Source organism: Vibrio intestinalis, from assembly GCF_025195085.2.
Lineage (GTDB): Bacteria > Pseudomonadota > Gammaproteobacteria > Enterobacterales > Vibrionaceae > Vibrio > Vibrio intestinalis.
On sequence record NZ_JANAVY020000003.1, the window covers coordinates 58,578 to 75,728 of the forward strand.

At 44.7% G+C, this 17,151-nt stretch carries 17 protein-coding genes; 2 read left to right on the top strand and 15 right to left on the bottom strand.

Annotated features, from left to right (window positions below):
* Nucleotides 1-42 precede the first annotated feature (42 nt).
* The 11 genes from MU515_RS06705 to MU515_RS06755 all read right to left on the bottom strand — a co-directional run bounded on the left by MU515_RS06705 (nucleotide 43) and on the right by MU515_RS06755 (nucleotide 10,796).
* Entirely contained in the window at nucleotides 43-885 is an 843-nt protein-coding gene (locus MU515_RS06705) for a metal ABC transporter permease (RefSeq protein WP_260259661.1), read from the bottom strand.
* Complete coding sequence (locus tag MU515_RS06710; protein ID WP_260259662.1) at nucleotides 878-1,759, bottom strand: metal ABC transporter permease; 882 nt, start codon at nucleotides 1,757-1,759, stop codon at nucleotides 878-880. The genes MU515_RS06705 and MU515_RS06710 overlap by 8 nt, the downstream gene beginning before the upstream one ends.
* Nucleotides 1,752-2,639, bottom strand: coding sequence for a metal ABC transporter ATP-binding protein (locus MU515_RS06715; protein ID WP_260259663.1), 888 nt, complete (start codon nucleotides 2,637-2,639; stop codon nucleotides 1,752-1,754). The genes MU515_RS06710 and MU515_RS06715 overlap by 8 nt, the downstream gene beginning before the upstream one ends.
* Complete coding sequence (locus tag MU515_RS06720) at nucleotides 2,636-3,523, bottom strand: metal ABC transporter substrate-binding protein (RefSeq protein ID WP_279256978.1); 888 nt, start codon at nucleotides 3,521-3,523, stop codon at nucleotides 2,636-2,638. Before MU515_RS06720 ends, MU515_RS06715 begins: the two co-directional genes overlap by 4 nt.
* A 220-nt stretch (nucleotides 3,524-3,743) precedes the next feature.
* Entirely contained in the window at nucleotides 3,744-4,151 is a 408-nt protein-coding gene (gene sufE, locus MU515_RS06725) for a cysteine desulfuration protein SufE (RefSeq protein ID WP_260259664.1), read from the bottom strand.
* A 27-nt stretch (nucleotides 4,152-4,178) separates the two neighbouring features.
* Nucleotides 4,179-5,402 (bottom strand): cysteine desulfurase SufS, encoded by a 1,224-nt coding sequence (sufS, locus tag MU515_RS06730; protein ID WP_260259665.1) that lies wholly within the window; start codon nucleotides 5,400-5,402, stop codon nucleotides 4,179-4,181.
* Nucleotides 5,399-6,670: a Fe-S cluster assembly protein SufD gene (sufD, locus tag MU515_RS06735; protein WP_260259666.1), complete on the bottom strand. Its 1,272-nt coding sequence runs from the start codon at nucleotides 6,668-6,670 to the stop codon at nucleotides 5,399-5,401. Before sufD ends, sufS begins: the two co-directional genes overlap by 4 nt.
* Entirely contained in the window at nucleotides 6,645-7,391 is a 747-nt protein-coding gene (sufC, locus tag MU515_RS06740) for a Fe-S cluster assembly ATPase SufC (protein ID WP_260259667.1), read from the bottom strand. Before sufC ends, sufD begins: the two co-directional genes overlap by 26 nt.
* Nucleotides 7,392-7,395: 4 nt before the next feature.
* Nucleotides 7,396-8,877 (bottom strand): Fe-S cluster assembly protein SufB, encoded by a 1,482-nt coding sequence (sufB, locus tag MU515_RS06745; protein ID WP_260259668.1) that lies wholly within the window; start codon nucleotides 8,875-8,877, stop codon nucleotides 7,396-7,398.
* 60 nt (nucleotides 8,878-8,937) lie between these two features.
* Nucleotides 8,938-9,312 carry a Fe-S cluster assembly scaffold SufA gene (gene sufA, locus MU515_RS06750; protein ID WP_260259669.1) on the bottom strand — a complete coding sequence of 125 codons (375 nt, stop codon included), beginning with the start codon at nucleotides 9,310-9,312 and terminating at the stop codon, nucleotides 8,938-8,940.
* 215 nt (nucleotides 9,313-9,527) lie between these two features.
* Nucleotides 9,528-10,796, bottom strand: a complete 1,269-nt coding sequence (locus MU515_RS06755; RefSeq protein ID WP_260259670.1) for an O-acetylhomoserine aminocarboxypropyltransferase/cysteine synthase family protein — start codon at nucleotides 10,794-10,796, stop codon at nucleotides 9,528-9,530.
* A 444-nt stretch (nucleotides 10,797-11,240) separates the two neighbouring features.
* On the opposite strand from MU515_RS06755, the gene MU515_RS06760 reads away from it, so the two are divergent.
* Nucleotides 11,241-12,794 (top strand): alanine/glycine:cation symporter family protein, encoded by a 1,554-nt coding sequence (locus tag MU515_RS06760; RefSeq protein ID WP_260259671.1) that lies wholly within the window; start codon nucleotides 11,241-11,243, stop codon nucleotides 12,792-12,794.
* Nucleotides 12,795-12,877: 83 nt separating this feature from the next.
* On the opposite strand, the gene MU515_RS06765 is transcribed toward MU515_RS06760, so the two are convergent.
* From MU515_RS06765 to MU515_RS06780, 4 genes are all read right to left on the bottom strand, one after another.
* Nucleotides 12,878-13,936: a S66 family peptidase gene (locus tag MU515_RS06765; protein ID WP_260259672.1), complete on the bottom strand. Its 1,059-nt coding sequence runs from the start codon at nucleotides 13,934-13,936 to the stop codon at nucleotides 12,878-12,880.
* A 140-nt stretch (nucleotides 13,937-14,076) separates the two neighbouring features.
* A complete protein-coding gene (locus tag MU515_RS06770; RefSeq protein ID WP_260259673.1) occupies nucleotides 14,077-15,663 on the bottom strand; it encodes an AbgT family transporter in 1,587 nt (528 codons plus the stop codon).
* A 249-nt stretch (nucleotides 15,664-15,912) separates the two neighbouring features.
* Nucleotides 15,913-16,038, bottom strand: coding sequence for a type B 50S ribosomal protein L36 (gene ykgO / locus MU515_RS06775; RefSeq protein ID WP_070968538.1), 126 nt, complete (start codon nucleotides 16,036-16,038; stop codon nucleotides 15,913-15,915).
* Nucleotides 16,038-16,298, bottom strand: coding sequence for a type B 50S ribosomal protein L31 (locus tag MU515_RS06780; protein ID WP_260259674.1), 261 nt, complete (start codon nucleotides 16,296-16,298; stop codon nucleotides 16,038-16,040). The genes ykgO and MU515_RS06780 overlap by 1 nt, the downstream gene beginning before the upstream one ends.
* A gap of 122 nt (nucleotides 16,299-16,420) precedes the next feature.
* Here MU515_RS06780 and tsaA point away from each other — a divergent pair, with 122 nt between their 5' ends.
* Entirely contained in the window at nucleotides 16,421-17,116 is a 696-nt protein-coding gene (tsaA, locus tag MU515_RS06785) for a tRNA (N6-threonylcarbamoyladenosine(37)-N6)-methyltransferase TrmO (protein ID WP_260259675.1), read from the top strand.
* The last annotated feature ends 35 nt before the right edge of the window (nucleotides 17,117-17,151 follow it).

Here is a 17,151-nt window from a genome sequence, read left to right on the forward strand (position 1 = left end):
AAGCCACCGAACTGTGTCGGTGGCTTTATCACAACAACGCATCTAAGAATGGCTTAGCTGCCGATTCACCACTCTGCCCTTCCATTTGGTTAAGGCTAGTACTGTAATAAAAATGGCTGATTGAACCAGAATAATGCAAGAGCTGGTTGCCCCATCTATATGGTAACTGATCACTACGCCAGCAAAGGTACTAAACAGTGACACCAAGCAAGCGGCTACCATCATCCAACCAAACTGCTTAGTTAGCATCAATGCGATAATGCCAGGGCCGATAAGCATCGCTACAACCATTATCACACCGACAATTTGTATCGAAGCGACGATGGCTAAAGCCATCAACGTTAGCAGTGCGTAATGAAGCAAACGCACGTTCAGTCCCGCCACTTTTGCATGACTCTTATCAAAACAATACAACATAAAATCTTTGTATTTAATGGTGAGCACCAAGGTGACAATCGCTGACGTAATGATAATTTGCCACATATCCGCTTTCGCCACGCCAAGCATGTTACCAAATAGGATATGAGTTAAGTGATGCTCAGTTTCTATCTTGGCGAACAGCACAATACCTAGTGCAAACAAAGCCGAAAACACAATACCCATCACCGTGTCTTCTTTAATCCGGCTATTGTCTTTCACATACCCCGTCAATAAAGCGCAGCCTAAGCCTGAGATAAACGCACCGACACTCAGAGGAAGAGCAAGGACATAAGCTAGGATGACACCTGGCAGCACCGCGTGAGAAACAGCGTCGCCCATCAAAGCCCAACCTTTAAGCACCATATAACAAGAGAGTACAGCACAAACAATCGCAACTGCCGCGCCAGCAAACAGCGCGTTTTGCATGAAGGAATAACTCAGCGGCTCAATAAAATATTCAAACATCGCGCTCCCTCAACTGCTCAGTAGGTTGTCGTTTCGCTTTGACTGAATAACGAGTTTTCAGTAAGCCATATTTAGGTGCAAACAAGAATGCCAAAGTAAAGATGGCCGCTTGAGTCAGGACAATTAACCCACCGGTTACGCCATCAACAAAATAGCTCAAATAAGTACCGAACAACGCTGAAATCACACCGATAAAGGTAGCTAATGTCAGCATCACGCCAAATCTATCGGTTAATAGATAAGCCGTCGCACCCGGAATAATCACCAGCGCAATCACTAACACCGCACCGACAAGTTGTAGCGATGCCACAGTGCACGCACTCAATAAAGCAAAGAAGGTAATCTTTAATTTTCCCGCAGAAAGCCCGACCGATGCTGCTTGGTTTTCATCAAAAAACAGCAACATCAAATCTTTCCAAAGAAACAGCAGAATAGCTAAAGATACGCCACCGATGATCAACATTTGCTGCAAGTCGCTTGAGTCGACCGCTAAGATATTGCCAAAAATGATAGTTTGAACATCAACCGAGGTTGGGTTGAGTGAAATCATCAACATACCGGCTGCAAAGAACGTGGTAAAAACAAAACCAATAATGGCGTCTTCACGCAATGAGGAGAGTGACTTAATAAAGAAAATACTGCCCGCAGCGAGAAAGCCAGAGAAAAAAGCACCGAGCGAGAAAGGCAGCCCTAAAGCGTAAGCGCCGGCCACGCCGGGAACGACAGCATGAGACAACGCATCGCCCATCAATGACCAGCCTTTTAACACTAGAAAGGCTGAGAGAAATGCACAAACCCCGCCCACTAAAGCCGCAGCAATCAGTGCATTGGTCATATATTGGTAGCCAAGTGGCTCCAAAAGCGTATTAAGCATGAGGCGAGCCTCCAGAGCTCTTATCACTCACAATCACAGAGTCAGACTTCGACTTACCATAGAAAACAGCCGGCTTATCGTGATCGGAAATGATCAGCATATTGCGCTCATCATCGTCTTTGTGCAGCATTTTGCCATCGATATCAACCTGCTTAAGAACGCCGCCAAAGGTGGCATGGAGGTTTTCTTGGTTGAAGGTGGTTTCGGTTGGGCCCGCTGCAATAATGGTGCGGTTGATGAAAAGCACTTGGTTACAGTAATCAGGCACAGTGCCTAAGTTATGTGTAGAAACGAGAATTAAATGGCCTTGCTCTTGAAGCTCTTTTAGCAAAGACATGATGACGTTTTCAGTATTGAAATCAACGCCGGTAAACGGCTCATCGAGAAGAATGATTTTACTTTTTTGCGCCAAAGCACGCGCGAGAAAAACCCGCTTTTTCTGCCCGCCAGACAGCTCGCCAATTTGTCGGCTAGCGAGATGTGTAATACCCATTTTTTCCATCGCATCATCGACGGCTTGGTGATCTTCACTTTTAGGGCGACGCAGAAATCCCATGTAACCATAACGCCCTTGCATTACGACATCACGGGTGAGAATTGGGAAGCTCCAATCGATATCTTCCGTTTGTGGAACATAAGCGACAAGGTTTTTTTTCAGCGCCTGCTTAACGTTTAAGCCCGCCAATTGAATAGAGCCAGACGTCAGCTCAACCAACCCCATAATGCCTTTAAAAAGAGTCGATTTACCACCGCCATTGATCCCAACTAGGGCACATATAGTGCCCTTATTGAGTGAGAACGAGACATCATTGATTGCCTTGTGGCCATTGCTGTACACAACGCTTACATCGTTTGCCACGATGCTCACTTCGTTATTCATAGTGCAAATCCTTCAGCGATCGTCTCGGTAGTTACACGAAGAAGATCAAGGTAAGTGGGTACTGCGCCATCTGCGGTAGTGAGTGAGTCAACATACAACACGCCACCGTAGTTAGCCTTGGTTTCTTTCGCTACTTGTTTTGCTGGCTTAGGAGAAATCGTGCTTTCACTAAATACGACCGGAATTTGGTTTTCGCGCACTTTATCAATCAAGTTCTTCACTTGTTGCGGTGTGCCTTGCTGATCAGCATTCATTGGCCATAAGAACGCTTCTTTAAAGCCGTAATCATGTGCAAGGTAGCTAAATGCGCCTTCACTGGTCACAAGCCATTTGCTATCAGCGGAAATATCAGAAAACGCAGCGCGGTTTTTAGAATCCAAAGTCAAAATCTGCGCTTTGTATTGTTTTGCATTAGCACGGTATTCATCCGCATTTTCTGGATCGTACTTAACCAATGCATCGCGAATGTTATCAACGTAAATCAAAGCGTTTGAAGCAGACATCCACGCGTGTGGGTTTGGTTTACCTGTGTATGGGCCAGAGTAGATAGAAATTGGCTTGATACCGTCGGTAACCACAATTGATGGTACGTCTTTGACGTTTTCAAAGAACTTCTCGAACCATAGTTCTAGGTTCATACCATTCCAAACCACCAAATCTGCTTTTTGCGCTTTAACAATGTCTTTTGGCGTAGGTTGGTAACCGTGGATCTCTGCCCCCGGTTTAGTAATAGAAACAACTTCAGCGGCATCGCCTGCCACGTTTTGGGCGATGTCTTGAATAACGGTAAATGTGGTCACAACCTTAAACTTAGCAAGCGCTGGCACACTAAAACTGCATAACGCTAATGCGGTTAACAGCGGTGCCTTAAATTTCATTTTCATTTCATTCCCTATGATAGTGTTTGATTTCAAGCCTAAATGATAACGATTATCATTTGCATGTCTAGCAATATTTTCCCTTTCTTTGTTGCGGCTATCTTCAATCACCACAACAACACTATGGACATTAGGATTTACCACATTTGCAATCTAATATTTCAATTATACTCAGCAAGTATAAGAGGCGGATCTCTGCTGTGACAATGCAATCCATTATCTGAAATTAAGCGTGAGAGAAAGCGCTCACCTGTTTATAGATACTCTGAACCATAGACTCCAAGCCTTGGTTACGAGCGGGGGTAAGTTGCTGCTGTAAACCCAATCGAGTAAACAGCGCTTTAATGTCCGTCTCTAAAATTTGCTGAGGAGTGAGCTCTTTCAGCAGTAGAATAACCAAAGCAACCAAGCCTTTAACCAGCGCAGCATCACTACTACCAGTTAGCACAACTTGATCATCAATTTGTTCTACTTTGATCCAAACATTACTTTGGCAACCATAGATGGCGTGTTGTTTTGTCTGCTCCTCGGTAGGAAGCAAGGCGTGTTTTTCACCGAGTGAAATGATGTATAGGTACTTATCTTCCCAATCAATGCATCGGTCGAAATTTTTAATGAGTTGCTCGCGGTTCACAGTGATTCCTTTTGATTATTATTTTTGTTAGCCGACTAACAGTAATTGAATGCGTTTTAAACCTGTTACCAACGCATCTATGTCGGCTTTATTGTTATACATTGCGATAGAGGCACGGCACATGCCAGAGACTTGATAGCGCTTCATTAGAGGCATCGCGCAGTGGTGACCAGTTCGAATAGCAACTCCGTATTTATCGAGAAAGCTACCCACATCAAATGCATGCAGATTGGCAAGATTGAAAGCAATCACACCCGACTTATCTTTTGGGCCATAAATTTTAAGATCAGGCACAGCCGCGAGTTGCTCTAGTGCGTAAGACATCAGCTGAGATTCGTGGCTAGCAATAGCTGCAAGGCCAATCTTATCGATATATTCAATCGCACTACCTAAACCTATGATGCCAGCAACATTTGGCGTACCCGCTTCAAAGCGCCAAGGCGGTGCGTTAAAGGTTGTTTCACCATAGATATCGACCTCTTCAATCATGGCACCGCCGCCTTCCCACGGTGGCATATCGGCAAGTAAATCATGTTTGCCATACAACACACCAATGCCCGTTGGGGCATACAGTTTATGCGCTGAGAATACGTAGAAGTCGCAATCCAAATCTTGCACATCCACTTGGTAATGCATGATGGCTTGTGCGCCATCCACCAGCACACGAGCACCTTGCTGTTTGGCAAGTGCGATAATTTTCTTGGCGTCGTTATAAGTGCCCAAAACATTGGATACATGAGTAAACGATACAAACTTGGTTCGACGGTTTAATAAGCTCTTCAACTTATCAAGCGAAAGCGTTCCATCCTCTTCGATAGGCCACACCACTACTTTTACGCCAATCTGCTTTGCAAGCAGTTGCCAAGGCACGATGTTGGCGTGATGCTCCATCTCTGTAATGATCACTTCGTCACCCTCTGACAAAGCAAGTCGACCATAACTATTGGCCACAAGGTTAATCGCATGAGTAGTGCCGTGAACAAACACAATCTCTTCACGTTGTTTCGCATTGATGAAATGCTGAACTTGAGTTCGTACCTGCTCCATCATCTCTGTCGCTTGCGCGCTAAGATGATGAATGCCACGGTGAACCGCGGCATTGTCTTTAAGGTAAAATTGGTCAGTGCGCTCTATGACACATTTGGGCTTTTGCGCACTGGCAGCGCTGTCGAGGTAAACAAGATTCTTGTTGTTGACCTCTTGATGCAAAGTTGGAAAGTCTTCTCGTATTTTATCTATCGCGTAGCTCATTGACCCGCTCCAGATAACTTGTCGACAACCTGAGCAAACACTACCTGTTTGATTTGGTCGATCTCTATCGCTTCGGTCACTTCACCAGCGAATGCCAACGTGATCATCTGCTCGGCTTGCTCTTGACCGATGCCACGCGCTTGCAGGTAAAAGATCTGCTCTTTGCTCAAGGCACCTGTCGTCGTGCCGTGACTGCACTTCACGTCATCGGCATAGATCTCCAGCTGTGGTTTACTGTTGATTTCGCAATGGTCACTCAATAGCAAGTTGTGGTTATCCATTTGGCCGTCTGTCTTTAATGCATGCTGAGCGACTTTAATCATGCCGTTAAACACAGATTTAGACTGACCTTGACCAATGATCTTATGGAGCTGCTCACTGGTGCAATGACCTTTATTGTGCTCAAGGTAAGTGCGCGTATCATAGGTTTGATCGCTTACTGGCAAGCTCAAACTATTCATATTCAGTTCGGTGTTCTCACCGTTAAGTGCCGCACTCGTGTGATGACGAATCACTTGCCCAGATAACATAAAGGTTTGACTATCCACCTCAGCGTCACGACCAATATGGATATCATTGTGAGCAAAGTGATGGCTATTGGCCGAGCCTTGGCAAATCTTGTAGTGAGCAAGTTGGCTGTTGTCTGCTACATCGATGGTAAGGCGAGAACCCACATAGTGATTAAGCGCAGGTGCAGTGTCATCAAGAGTGACAAAGTGTTCAATCACGCAAGCGTGGCTACTTGTCCCCAACTTAAGATGATTGCGAGTTTGAGCCATGCCACCTTGAGTTAGCGTCTCGATATTTAAAATGTACCAAGGCTTATCGGTCGCGGTGTGACGATTCACTTCGATCACCACACCCGACTGATTAAACGCTTCGGTCAAATGCAAAAATATCTCAGGGCTAATCGCTGCTGGCAGTTCGCCTTGGTAGTTAGCAAGAGGAGTCACTTGCGCCGCCTCGTAATCACTCAAAGCAGGCGTAAATTGACCATCTATAAACACTAATAGATGAGCATCGATATCTAAACGTTTTGCGTCAATACCTTGCTCAGTCACATTGGCCGCAGATAGACTCGAAAAATCAATCTGTTTAAAGCTGTCTAATGATGTGTATTTCCAATCTTCATGCTTGTTACTTGGCAAGCCTAATTCAACGGCTTGTTGCCAATGTTGGCTTTCCGTTTTCGCTAATTTTGATAAACGCGCTTCAATCAAACCCGTTAGAGGCGCTAGCGAATCACTCTTCACCGGTAAGCCAGCCATAGCCTTTCTCCTCTAACTCCGCCACCATAGAGAAGTCACCAGATTTGATGATCTTGCCTTGGTACAACACATGCACAAAGTCCGGTTTAATATAATCAAGAATACGCTGGTAGTGAGTAACGATAATAAATGAACGGTTGCCATCTTTTAGGCTATTTACACCATTAGCGACTTCTTTCAGCGCATCAATATCAAGGCCTGAATCTGTCTCATCAAGAATGCACAGTTCAGGATCAAGCACCGCCATTTGCAGAATATCGTTACGCTTTTTTTCACCACCAGAGAAGCCAACGTTCACTGAACGAGACAATAGATCTTTTGGCATATTGAGCAATTCAATCTTCTCATCGATCAGATCAGCCAGTTCAAAGCGCTCTAACTCAGGTTGTTCACGGTATTTACGCACAGAGTTGACTGCTGCTTTTAAGAACAGGTGATTACTGACGCCCGGGATCTCTACAGGGTATTGGAAAGCAAGGAAGACACCTTCACCCGCGCGCTCGTCAGGGTCTAAGTCGAGTAGGTCTTTACCTTTAAATGTTACGCTGCCATCAGTCACTTCATACTCATCACGTCCAGCGAGAGTACTGGCGAGGGTACTTTTCCCTGAGCCATTTGGCCCCATAATCGCATGAATTTCACCCGGATTAATTTGCAGGTCTATGCCATTTAGAATTTGTTGGTCTTCGATTTGGGCTTTTAAATTTTCAATAGTTAACATCTTGTTATCCCACACTGTGTTCTAGACTGATAGCCAATAATTTTTGTGCTTCCACTGCGAATTCGAGTGGCAGTTCGGAGAACACGTCTTTACAGAAACCATTTACAATCATTGAAATGGCGTCTTCTTCAGCAATCCCTCGCTGAGAACAGTAAAACAGTTGGTCTTCACCAATTTTGGTCGTCGTCGCTTCATGTTCGACTTGTGCTGAATTATTTTTCACTTCCACATACGGGAAGGTATGAGCGCCGCAGTTCGGCCCGATGAGCATCGAGTCACACTGGGTAAAGTTTCTGGCGTTGGTAGCGCCGGGTAAGATCTTAACTAGACCACGATAGCTGTTTTCACTATGACCCGCAGATACACCTTTCGAAATAATGGTCGATTTGGTGTTCTTACCGATGTGAATCATTTTGGTACCCGTATCAGCAAGCTGCTTACCTGCTGTTAACGCGATGGAGTAAAACTCACCAATGGAGTTATCACCCTGCAAAATCACACTTGGGTATTTCCATGTAATCGCAGATCCTGTCTCAGACTGAGTCCAAGACATTTTTGAACCTTGGCCTTTACAAAGCGCACGTTTGGTTACGAAGTTAAGAATACCGCCATCGGTATCTTTACCTGAGAACCAGTTTTGCACTGTTGAATACTTCACCTGTGCATCTTTTAGGATGATCACTTCAACAACTGCGGCATGCAGTTGATAGCTGTCATGAGAAGGTGCTGAGCAACCTTCAATGTAGCTCACGTAGCTTTCTTCATCGGCAATCAAAATGGTTCGTTCAAACTGGCCGGTTTTTGAAGCATTAATACGGAAGTAAGTCGACAACTCCATCGGGCAGCGCACCCCTTTAGGGATGTAGACAAAAGTGCCATCTGACGCCACCGCAGCATTCAGCGCGGCAAAAAAGTTATCTTCTGGTGGAACCACTGTACCTAAGTACTGTTTTACTAGCTCAGGGTGATTATGAATCGCTTCACTGAATGAGCAGAAGATAATGCCCTGCTCGGCCAGTTTTTCGCTGTAAGTGGTTTTAACTGAAACGGAGTCAAAAATCGCATCAACCGCGACTTCGCTGCCTTCTTTAACCGGAACGCCTAGCTGATCAAATGCTGCTTCGACTTCTTTAGTTAGAAACTCTTCATTGATTTCTTGTTGCTGCGTGTCATCAGAACAACTGTCATCACAATTACCGCAGGTTGGCGCAGAGTAATAACTGTAATCTTGATATTGCAGCGGATCGTAATGCGCTTTAAGCCAATGCGGCTCTTCCATGTTTTGCCAAATACGGAACGCGTTTAAACGGAACTCAAGCATCCACTCGGGTTCATTACGTTTAGCAGAGATAGCGCGCACCACCTCTTCGTTAATACCTTTATCTAACCGGTCGGTTTCGAGTTCAGTGAAAAAGCCTTCCTTGTAACTTTGGTCATCGACCCACGCTTGAACATCTTCCTGAATTTCAATACTGCTTTGTGTCATTACTTTTACCATTTGGAGAAGTGAGCACAGCCAGAGTTATGAGTAACCCTGAAACTTCACTTACACATTAAAACTCTCACCACAGCCACAAGCACTTTGTACTTTTGGATTGTTGTACTGAAACATTTGGTTGAGGCCTTGCGAAACAAAATCGACCTCTGTGCCATCCAAATAAGGCATGGCTTTTAGAGGCACATAGAGGTTTGCTCCTTGATGGGTAAAGACCAAATCATCAGAGTCGATTTCAGTCGCCATTGACAGAACATACGCGAACCCTGCGCAACCCGATGGCTTAATGGCCAAACGGATACCTAACAGGCTGCTATCTTTTGCCATTAGCTTCGCGATTTGTGTGGCTGCTTTATCAGTTAATTGCAGTCCTTGCCATTGACTCTCTGTCGGGTCAAAACTGGCAACTTGGTTATCATCAGGCATGATGGAATCCCTTGTGTGGGCTATTATAATTAGAGAATTCTGCGAGAATGATAGTTATTATCATTTAACTAATCAACCATGTTTGAACTATGGTTTTGCGCGGTAAATGATGTGCTTTAAGAGATGGCCAATCTGGCGTCGGAAAGAAAGTGAGTTGAATAGGTAAAATTAGGTAGAAAAATCATGCGCCTTGTTGGCAAGGCGCATGATGTGATTTAAGCGCGAAGGGCTTGGTCTAAATCAGCGAGGATGTCATCAATATGTTCAATCCCAACTGATAGGCGAATCATTTCTGGGGCAACGCCCGCTTGTTTTTGCTCTTCTTCACTCAACTGGCGATGAGTGGTTGAGGCTGGGTGGCAAGCAAGTGATTTAGCGTCTCCAATATTAACCAGGCGTTTGAAGATATTCAGCGCATCGTAAAAGCGCACCCCTGCGTCATAACCGTCTTTAAGACCAAACGACAGAATCGCTGATGGCTTACCTTTCATGTATTTCTCAGCTAATCCATGATGTGGCGAGCTTGGTAAACCTGCATAACTTACCCAACTGACTTTATCGTGTTGCTCTAAGTATTGCGCCACTTTTAGCGCGTTTTCAGTATGACGCTCCATGCGCAGCGACAACGTTTCTAAACCTTGAATCAACATAAATGCATTCATCGGTGACATAGCAGAACCCGTATTACGCAATGGCACGGTGCGCGCTCGACCAATAAAAGCAGCTTCACCAAAGGCCTCGGTGTAGACCACACCATGGTAAGACGGCTCAGGCTGGTTCATTACTGGGAATCGCTCTTTGTGCTCAGCCCAAGGGAATTTACCTGAATCAATAATAATACCGCCAAGCGTTGTACCATGACCGCCGACATACTTAGTCAAAGAGTGAACCACAATATCTGCACCAAATTCGATTGGCTTGCACAGCGCAGGGGTTGCAACCGTATTATCGACAATCACTGGCACACCTTGAGCATGAGCAACATCCGCAACCCCTTGAAGGTCTATGATGTTACCCGCTGGGTTACCGATACTTTCGCAATACACCGCTTTGGTGTTTTCATCAATAAGCTCAGCCAAACTCTCAGGTTTGTCATCCTTGGCAAATCGAACCTCAATCCCCTGCTTCGGTAACATATGAGCAAATAGCGTGTAAGTACCACCATAAAGCTGCGGGGTTGAAACAATATTGTCCCCTGCCTCAGCAAGAGTCAGGATTGCGTAGTTAATGGCAGCACTACCGGCACTCACCACCAAACCCGCGATCCCTCCTTCTAGCGCAGCCATACGCTTTTCAAGTACATCGTTGGTCGGGTTCATAATGCGGGTATAGATATTTCCCGGGACTTCGAGGTTAAACAAGTCTGCGCCATGCTGCGCACTATCAAACTCATAAGCGACGGTCTGATAAATCGGTGTAGCCACCGATTTAGTGGTAGGGTCGGTCTCGTAGCCAAAGTGTATGGAAAGGGTTTCGTCTTTCATAATTCATCCGTGATTAATATTTGTGTTAACTCGTCGCTCAAATATGCCCAACTTTTAAACATCAGAACAGTGCACTGAACACATTTCGCTACTTAGAACGCAACTAAAGAAACTTTATCTAAAACAAGCCTTCAGCCAGCATAGAAACAAATTGAATCACTACCTATCATCCAATATTTAGCATTAATCACGCTGAATTTTTAGTCACTCACATCAATTAATCAGCCATTTTTATTTCATATAGCCGATGACTACTCCAAATTTTTACTTATAGCGTTATATGCATATCCCACAAGCCACCACGACCAACATTTTGTGCTTCCAATCACACCGATAACAATAACCATACAATTAATTTAACAAATGCATTACATAAAGGTTAATATTCGAGCACATCACAAACACAACAAACCAACGATAACTTCATTAACAGGGAAAATGCTTATGCAGTCTTTAGTTGATTTTCTGAACGGAATCATTTGGAGCCCGGTACTTATCTATCTATGTTTAGGTGCGGGCTTATTTTATTCGGTCATGACTCGCTTCGTTCAAGTACGTCACTTTTCTGAAATGTGGCGCTTACTGCTGTCTGGTAAAAGCTCATCGAAAGGGATTTCATCCTTCCAAGCTTTAGCGGTATCACTCTCAGGCCGTGTCGGTACGGGTAACATTGCTGGTGTTGCTGCAGCTATCGGTTTTGGTGGCCCTGGCGCAGTATTTTGGATGTGGACAGTTGCCTTCTTTGGCGCAGCAACAGCATATGCTGAATCAACCCTTGCACAAATCTACAAAGAAGAAGATAACGGCGAGTTTCGCGGCGGCCCTGCTTACTACATTGAAAAAGCGATGGGACAAAAATGGTACGCATGGATCTTTGCTATCGCGACGATCTTTGCTTGTGGTGTTTTACTTCCGGGCGTGCAATCTAACAGTATCGGTAATGCCGTCGAAGCCGCTTTTGGCCCAGGTGAAATGATCGAAACCGCAGTCGGCACATTCAGTTTTGCCAAAATTTTCACCGGCACGGTTGTCTCTATCATTTTAGCCTTCATCATCTTTGGCGGTGTTAAGCGTATTGCGCACTTTACACAAATTGTTGTGCCATTTATGGCATTGGCTTACATTATTACCGCCTTCGTTATCATTCTACTCAACATTGGTGAAGTACCGCGCATCTTTAATATGATAATCAGCGATGCATTTACTCCTATGGCAGGTATTGGTGCAGCAATTGGGTGGGGTGTAAAACGTGGTGTTTACTCTAACGAGGCAGGTCAAGGTACTGGCCCACACGCAGCGGCAGCGGCGAGTGTTGACCACCCTGCGCAGCAAGGCTTGGTTCAGTCATTCTCTATCTATATCGATACCTTGTTAGTATGTTCAGCGACGGCATTTATGATCCTTATCACTGGCGCTTACAACGTACATGGTGGTGCTGAAGGCGCATTCCTGATCCAGAACCTACCCGCAGAGATTGGCGCAAATGGCCCGGTATTTACCCAAATGGCGATTGAAAGTGCCCTACCTGGTGTCGGTAAGCCATTTATTGCGGTTGCGTTATTCTTCTTCGCTTTCACCACTATTTTGGCCTACTACTACATTGCCGAAACCAACATTGCCTACATCCGTCGTACCTTTAAAGTCAGTGGCTTGATGTTCCTACTGAAAGTGGTTCTGATTTCAGCTGTGTTCTACGGCACGGTCAAAACAGCCAACTTAGCGTGGGCAATGGGTGATGTCGGTGTTGGCTTAATGGCATGGCTAAACATCGTCGGTATCTTAATCATTTTCTTCATGTCTAAGCCTGCTTTAAAAGCACTGAATGATTACGAAGAACAACAAAAACAAGGCGTAGAAGAATACACCTTTAACCCAGTGAAACTTGGTATCAAGGGCGCAACCTACTGGGAAGACAAATACCGCCGCAAGACTGGGTTAGATCCACAAGCAGACGATAAAACTGAAGTGGTCTCTCAGGCCTCCCCCGACTTAAAATAGTCACCATTAATAAAAGCAGTGGTAAGCCTTAATAAGGCACATGCAAAAAAGGGTTAGCGCATCGCTAACCCTTTTCATTTGCGTTAATTCAACCGCTGTATTATCTCACCCTTATTAGCCAAACTAATACGTGTATACGCGCCATTAACCAAGGTGAGGTTTGGCGGCACATGACCAATATCGACATCGGTCAAGACAGGGATACCAAGTGGAGTGAGATGTCGCTTGAGCACTTCATGATAGGTCAACATATTGGAGTTGTCGGAATCAATACAAGCACTGCGCCCCAGCACTAAAGCAGAAACTTGATCAAACACGCCTTTAAACTTCATGCTCAAAATCGTCCGAGCCAACTCAACAGGAAGCATTTCTGCATTCTCTAAATAGAGAATGAGCGGAACATCAGACTGAACATTCAATTTTTCAAGGTCTAAATAGGGAGTCATAAATAGATAACGTAGCGTATCCCAACATCCTCCAATCAAACGCCCTTCAATAACATCATCTGGATAAGATTGTTGATTAAGCTCGGATGGTTTCACTAACCACTGCCATTTGGTCGGCTTATCAAACTCAAAATCAGCACTTGGATTCGCCACAAAATTCGCCCATTGATGGCTATGAGCTTGAGAAGCATGTTGGACAAACTCACCACCACTCGGCGTCATTAAATGAGAGATAGTGCCTTGGGTTAATGGGTCTTTGGTGAACCCTGTTTGATCCATTAGATTGCTGCAATGCAGCGTTGCCCAGTTTAGCTTACTGGTCAAAGCGACATTGACGGTGCTGATGTCTGAGAAGCCAATTATCCATTTGGGTTTTACCGATCTTAGTTTTTCAAAATCCAATAGCGGCAGAACTTCCATGGCTAATTCACCGCCCCAAGGTGGTGCGATGGCATCAATGCTGTCATCAAGCAAAAAGCCCATTAGCTCGTGCGCTCTTTGTTCAGCCGAGGCACTGGCTTGCTTCTGTTGGCCGACAAAGCACTCCCCTTGCACAGTAATAAAACCAAATGAATGGAGGTAATCGAGTACCAGTCGAAAACGCGCAAGATGCTCTGGTGCTATACCAGAAGAAAAAGCGGTTAGCGCGATTTTACTGCCCGCTTTAAGCGGTGCTGGGTACTGAATATCTTTCATTTGATTACCTCGTTTATCCCTTTTAATTCAATAAACTAAATCATTCATTCCACAACATTCAAGCACTCAATTGCATCGCAATTACGCAGGCACAAAAAAAACCGAAGCATTTGCTTCGGCTTTTGTTCAATTGATTATGTCTAAGGCGTGTAGTACGTCGCTGCGCCTGGGCCTACTGGTAGACCTAGTAGGAATACCCAAATGTAGAACAAGATACTCCAACCTACGATGAAGCAGATTGAGTACGGCAGCATGGTCGCGATAAGCGTACCGATACCTAGATTCTTCATGTAGCGTGTTGCAACCGCTAGGATCAAGCCAAAGTAACTCATCATTGGTGTAATGATGTTAGTGGTTGAATCACCGATACGGTAAGCCGCTTGAATCGTTTCTGGCGCGTAACCAACAAGCATTAGCATAGGAACGAAGATTGGCGCTGTTACCGCCCACTGCGCTGACGCTGAACCGATCATCAAGTTAATGAAGCCACACATAATAATGAATGCGAAGAACAGCATTGGACCTGTCAGACCAATCTCTTGTAGGAAGCTTGCACCCGCAACTGCGAATACTTGACCAAAGTTAGTCCACTTAAAGAAAGCAACGAACTGAGCTGCGAAGAACACAAGTACGATGTACATACCCATAGAAGACATCGATTTTGCCATTGCATCAATGACATCGCGATCGGTTTTCATCGTGCCTACGACTTTACCGTAAACAAAACCCGGGATTGCAAAGAAGACAAAGATAAAAGCAACGATACTTTTCAGGAATGGTGAACCAGCAACCGTACCTGTCGCCGAGCGCAGCACGCCATCTTCAGGAACAATCGTCCACGCAAGAAGTGCTGAAACAGCAACAACGGCAAGACCTGCTAGTTTTAGACCTTTCTTTTCTACATCTGTCAGTTTGCCCATTGAGTCTTGAGACAGATCTTCAGATGCATCTTCATCATTGTATTTGCCAAGTTTTGGCTCAACGATTTTCTCAGTTACGAACGCACCCGTAATCGCAATGAAGAAGGTAGAAACAAACATGAAGTACCAGTTTACTTCAGGACCAACGGTGTAAGTTGGATCAATCATTTGCGCGGCTGTTTCTGTGATACCAGAAAGCAGTGGGTCAACCGTACCGATCAGAAGGTTTGCTGAGTAACCACCAGATACACCAGCAAATGCTGCCGCAAGGCCTGCAAGAGGGTGACGGCCAAGCGAGTGGAATAACATCGCAGCCAGTGGAATAAGAACAACGTAACCTAACTCAGAAGCAGTATTTGAAATGATACCTGCAAATACCACCGTGACTGTCACCATGCGTTTTGATGCGCCCATAACTAGGCCACGCATTGCTGCTGATAGTAAACCTGAGTGCTCAGCAATCGCGACACCTAACATAGCAACCAATACAGTGCCAAGTGGTGCAAAGCCAACAAAGTTTTTCACTAAGTTAGTAACGATAAGCTGAAGACCTTCCGCATTGAGCAAGCTTACAACGTGAATCATGCCATCTGCTGCACGACCTTTCGCGCCTTCAGGGCGAGGGTCCATAACAGAGACTTCGAAGTAACCGGCAATGCCAGAAGTGATAAGAATTGCCAAACAGAAAATGGCGAATAGTGTGATTGGGTGGGGTAAAAGGTTCCCCAAATACTCGACCGTGTCTAGAAAGCGTGTAAATAACGGTTTTTTCGGCGAGTTTTGCTTAATCGAATCAGATGAACTCATCTGTTCCCTCCTTGTATTTATTCCATTGCATTTGTGACAAAAATGTCAAAAGCTGGGGCAGATTACTTTACCGAGGGAACAATGAAAAATTCGAAATGTAAGCAAACGTTTCAATTGGTAGTTTTATATACTAAAAACAAGCTTGTTTAATAGCTCGTTAAACCAACACGAATTAATAATTCAGAATTATTAACAAGTTTAATTCATTCACCTACATTTTAGTTGCATACCGTGAGCAAACGGAGAAGATTACTTTTGTACGGCTTTAAAACGTGGATTTGATTTACAAATTACGTATAGGCGACCACGACGCTTAACGATTTGACAGTCAGGGTGACGATTCTTCGCACTCTTTAATGACTTAACAACTTTCACTATTTATCCTCCTTATTAAATGAGCCAAAACGACGGTTGAAGTTTGCGACACGTCCTTCTTTATGAATCACGCGTTGTTTACCGGTATAGTAAGGATGAGACTCTGACGACACATCCAAAGTGAAATACGGGTAAGTCTTGCCGTCTTCCCATTCAATGGTGCGGTCTGTCTGTAGCGTTGAACCAATCACAAAATATTTGTCTACGCTTGTGTCGTGGAATACCACTTTTCGATATTCAGGGTGAATGCCCGCTTTCATCGATCAATCCTCATTAATTAAATTGTTATGTTATAACATTTTAATTAATAATCATTCTCAACAAGAATTGCAAGCAAAATTTGTGATAGTTTTAGCTGAGATTAAAAATTGAGATTGAACAGATGTACTCCATCAGCCCGATTGGCATCATAGAAACACCGTACAAAGAAAAGTTCGCAGTGCCCCGCCAGCCAAGGCTTGTGCCTAGTGCGAGTGCTAAAATAAAACTGCAAGGAGAAGTGAATTGCGCTGAAGCGATTCGTGGAATCGAGCAATTTAGCCATGTATGGCTACTCTTTCTATTTGACCAAAATTTAGACGCAGGTTGGAAGCCGACAGTAAGGCCACCTCGTTTAGGGGGTAATGAAAGGGTTGGCGTATTAGCCTCTCGTTCGACCTTTCGCCCAAATGGTATCGGAATGTCAGCGGTCGAACTAAGAGGCGTAAGCCAAAAAGGAGAGCAGTTTTACTTGGAATTAGGCAGTGTGGATTTAGTCGATGGCACTCCGATCGTTGATATCAAACCTTATATCCCCTATTCCGATTCTGTCATGGATGCAAGCGGAGGCTATGCCGAAGCTGAACCCGAAAAGGCGCAAGTTTCCTTCGTTCCTGAAGTGATACAGGCCTTGAATAAACGTAATGATAGTGAGCAAGTTCTGGCGGTGATCGAGCAAGTATTGGCTCAAGATCCTCGCCCTGCTTACAAGAAGAACAAGCCCGACAACAAAGAATATGCGGTAAATTTGTTCGATTTGAACGTAAAATTCACCGTTCGCGACAACTTAGTGTCGGTAACGGCAATTGAACGCTTTTGACAAAGCCATTTGGCTGATATTATAAGCGGCTAACA

Coding starts and splice junctions, on each gene's coding strand:
- MU515_RS06715 (WP_260259663.1), bottom strand. CDS start 2,639: ATGAATAACGAAGTGAGCATCGTGGCAAACGATGTAAGCGTTGTGTAC.
- MU515_RS06705 (WP_260259661.1), bottom strand. CDS start 885: ATGTTTGAATATTTTATTGAGCCGCTGAGTTATTCCTTCATGCAAAAC.
- MU515_RS06755 (WP_260259670.1), bottom strand. CDS start 10,796: ATGAAAGACGAAACCCTTTCCATACACTTTGGCTACGAGACCGACCCT.
- MU515_RS06770 (WP_260259673.1), bottom strand. CDS start 15,663: ATGAGTTCATCTGATTCGATTAAGCAAAACTCGCCGAAAAAACCGTTA.
- MU515_RS06760 (WP_260259671.1), top strand. CDS start 11,241: ATGCAGTCTTTAGTTGATTTTCTGAACGGAATCATTTGGAGCCCGGTA.
- sufD (WP_260259666.1), bottom strand. CDS start 6,670: ATGGCTGGCTTACCGGTGAAGAGTGATTCGCTAGCGCCTCTAACGGGT.
- MU515_RS06710 (WP_260259662.1), bottom strand. CDS start 1,759: ATGCTTAATACGCTTTTGGAGCCACTTGGCTACCAATATATGACCAAT.
- MU515_RS06780 (WP_260259674.1), bottom strand. CDS start 16,298: ATGAAAGCGGGCATTCACCCTGAATATCGAAAAGTGGTATTCCACGAC.
- sufB (WP_260259668.1), bottom strand. CDS start 8,877: ATGACACAAAGCAGTATTGAAATTCAGGAAGATGTTCAAGCGTGGGTC.
- sufS (WP_260259665.1), bottom strand. CDS start 5,402: ATGAGCTACGCGATAGATAAAATACGAGAAGACTTTCCAACTTTGCAT.
- sufC (WP_260259667.1), bottom strand. CDS start 7,391: ATGTTAACTATTGAAAATTTAAAAGCCCAAATCGAAGACCAACAAATT.
- tsaA (WP_260259675.1), top strand. CDS start 16,421: ATGTACTCCATCAGCCCGATTGGCATCATAGAAACACCGTACAAAGAA.
- MU515_RS06765 (WP_260259672.1), bottom strand. CDS start 13,936: ATGAAAGATATTCAGTACCCAGCACCGCTTAAAGCGGGCAGTAAAATC.
- MU515_RS06720 (WP_279256978.1), bottom strand. CDS start 3,523: ATGAAAATGAAATTTAAGGCACCGCTGTTAACCGCATTAGCGTTATGC.
- sufA (WP_260259669.1), bottom strand. CDS start 9,312: ATGCCTGATGATAACCAAGTTGCCAGTTTTGACCCGACAGAGAGTCAA.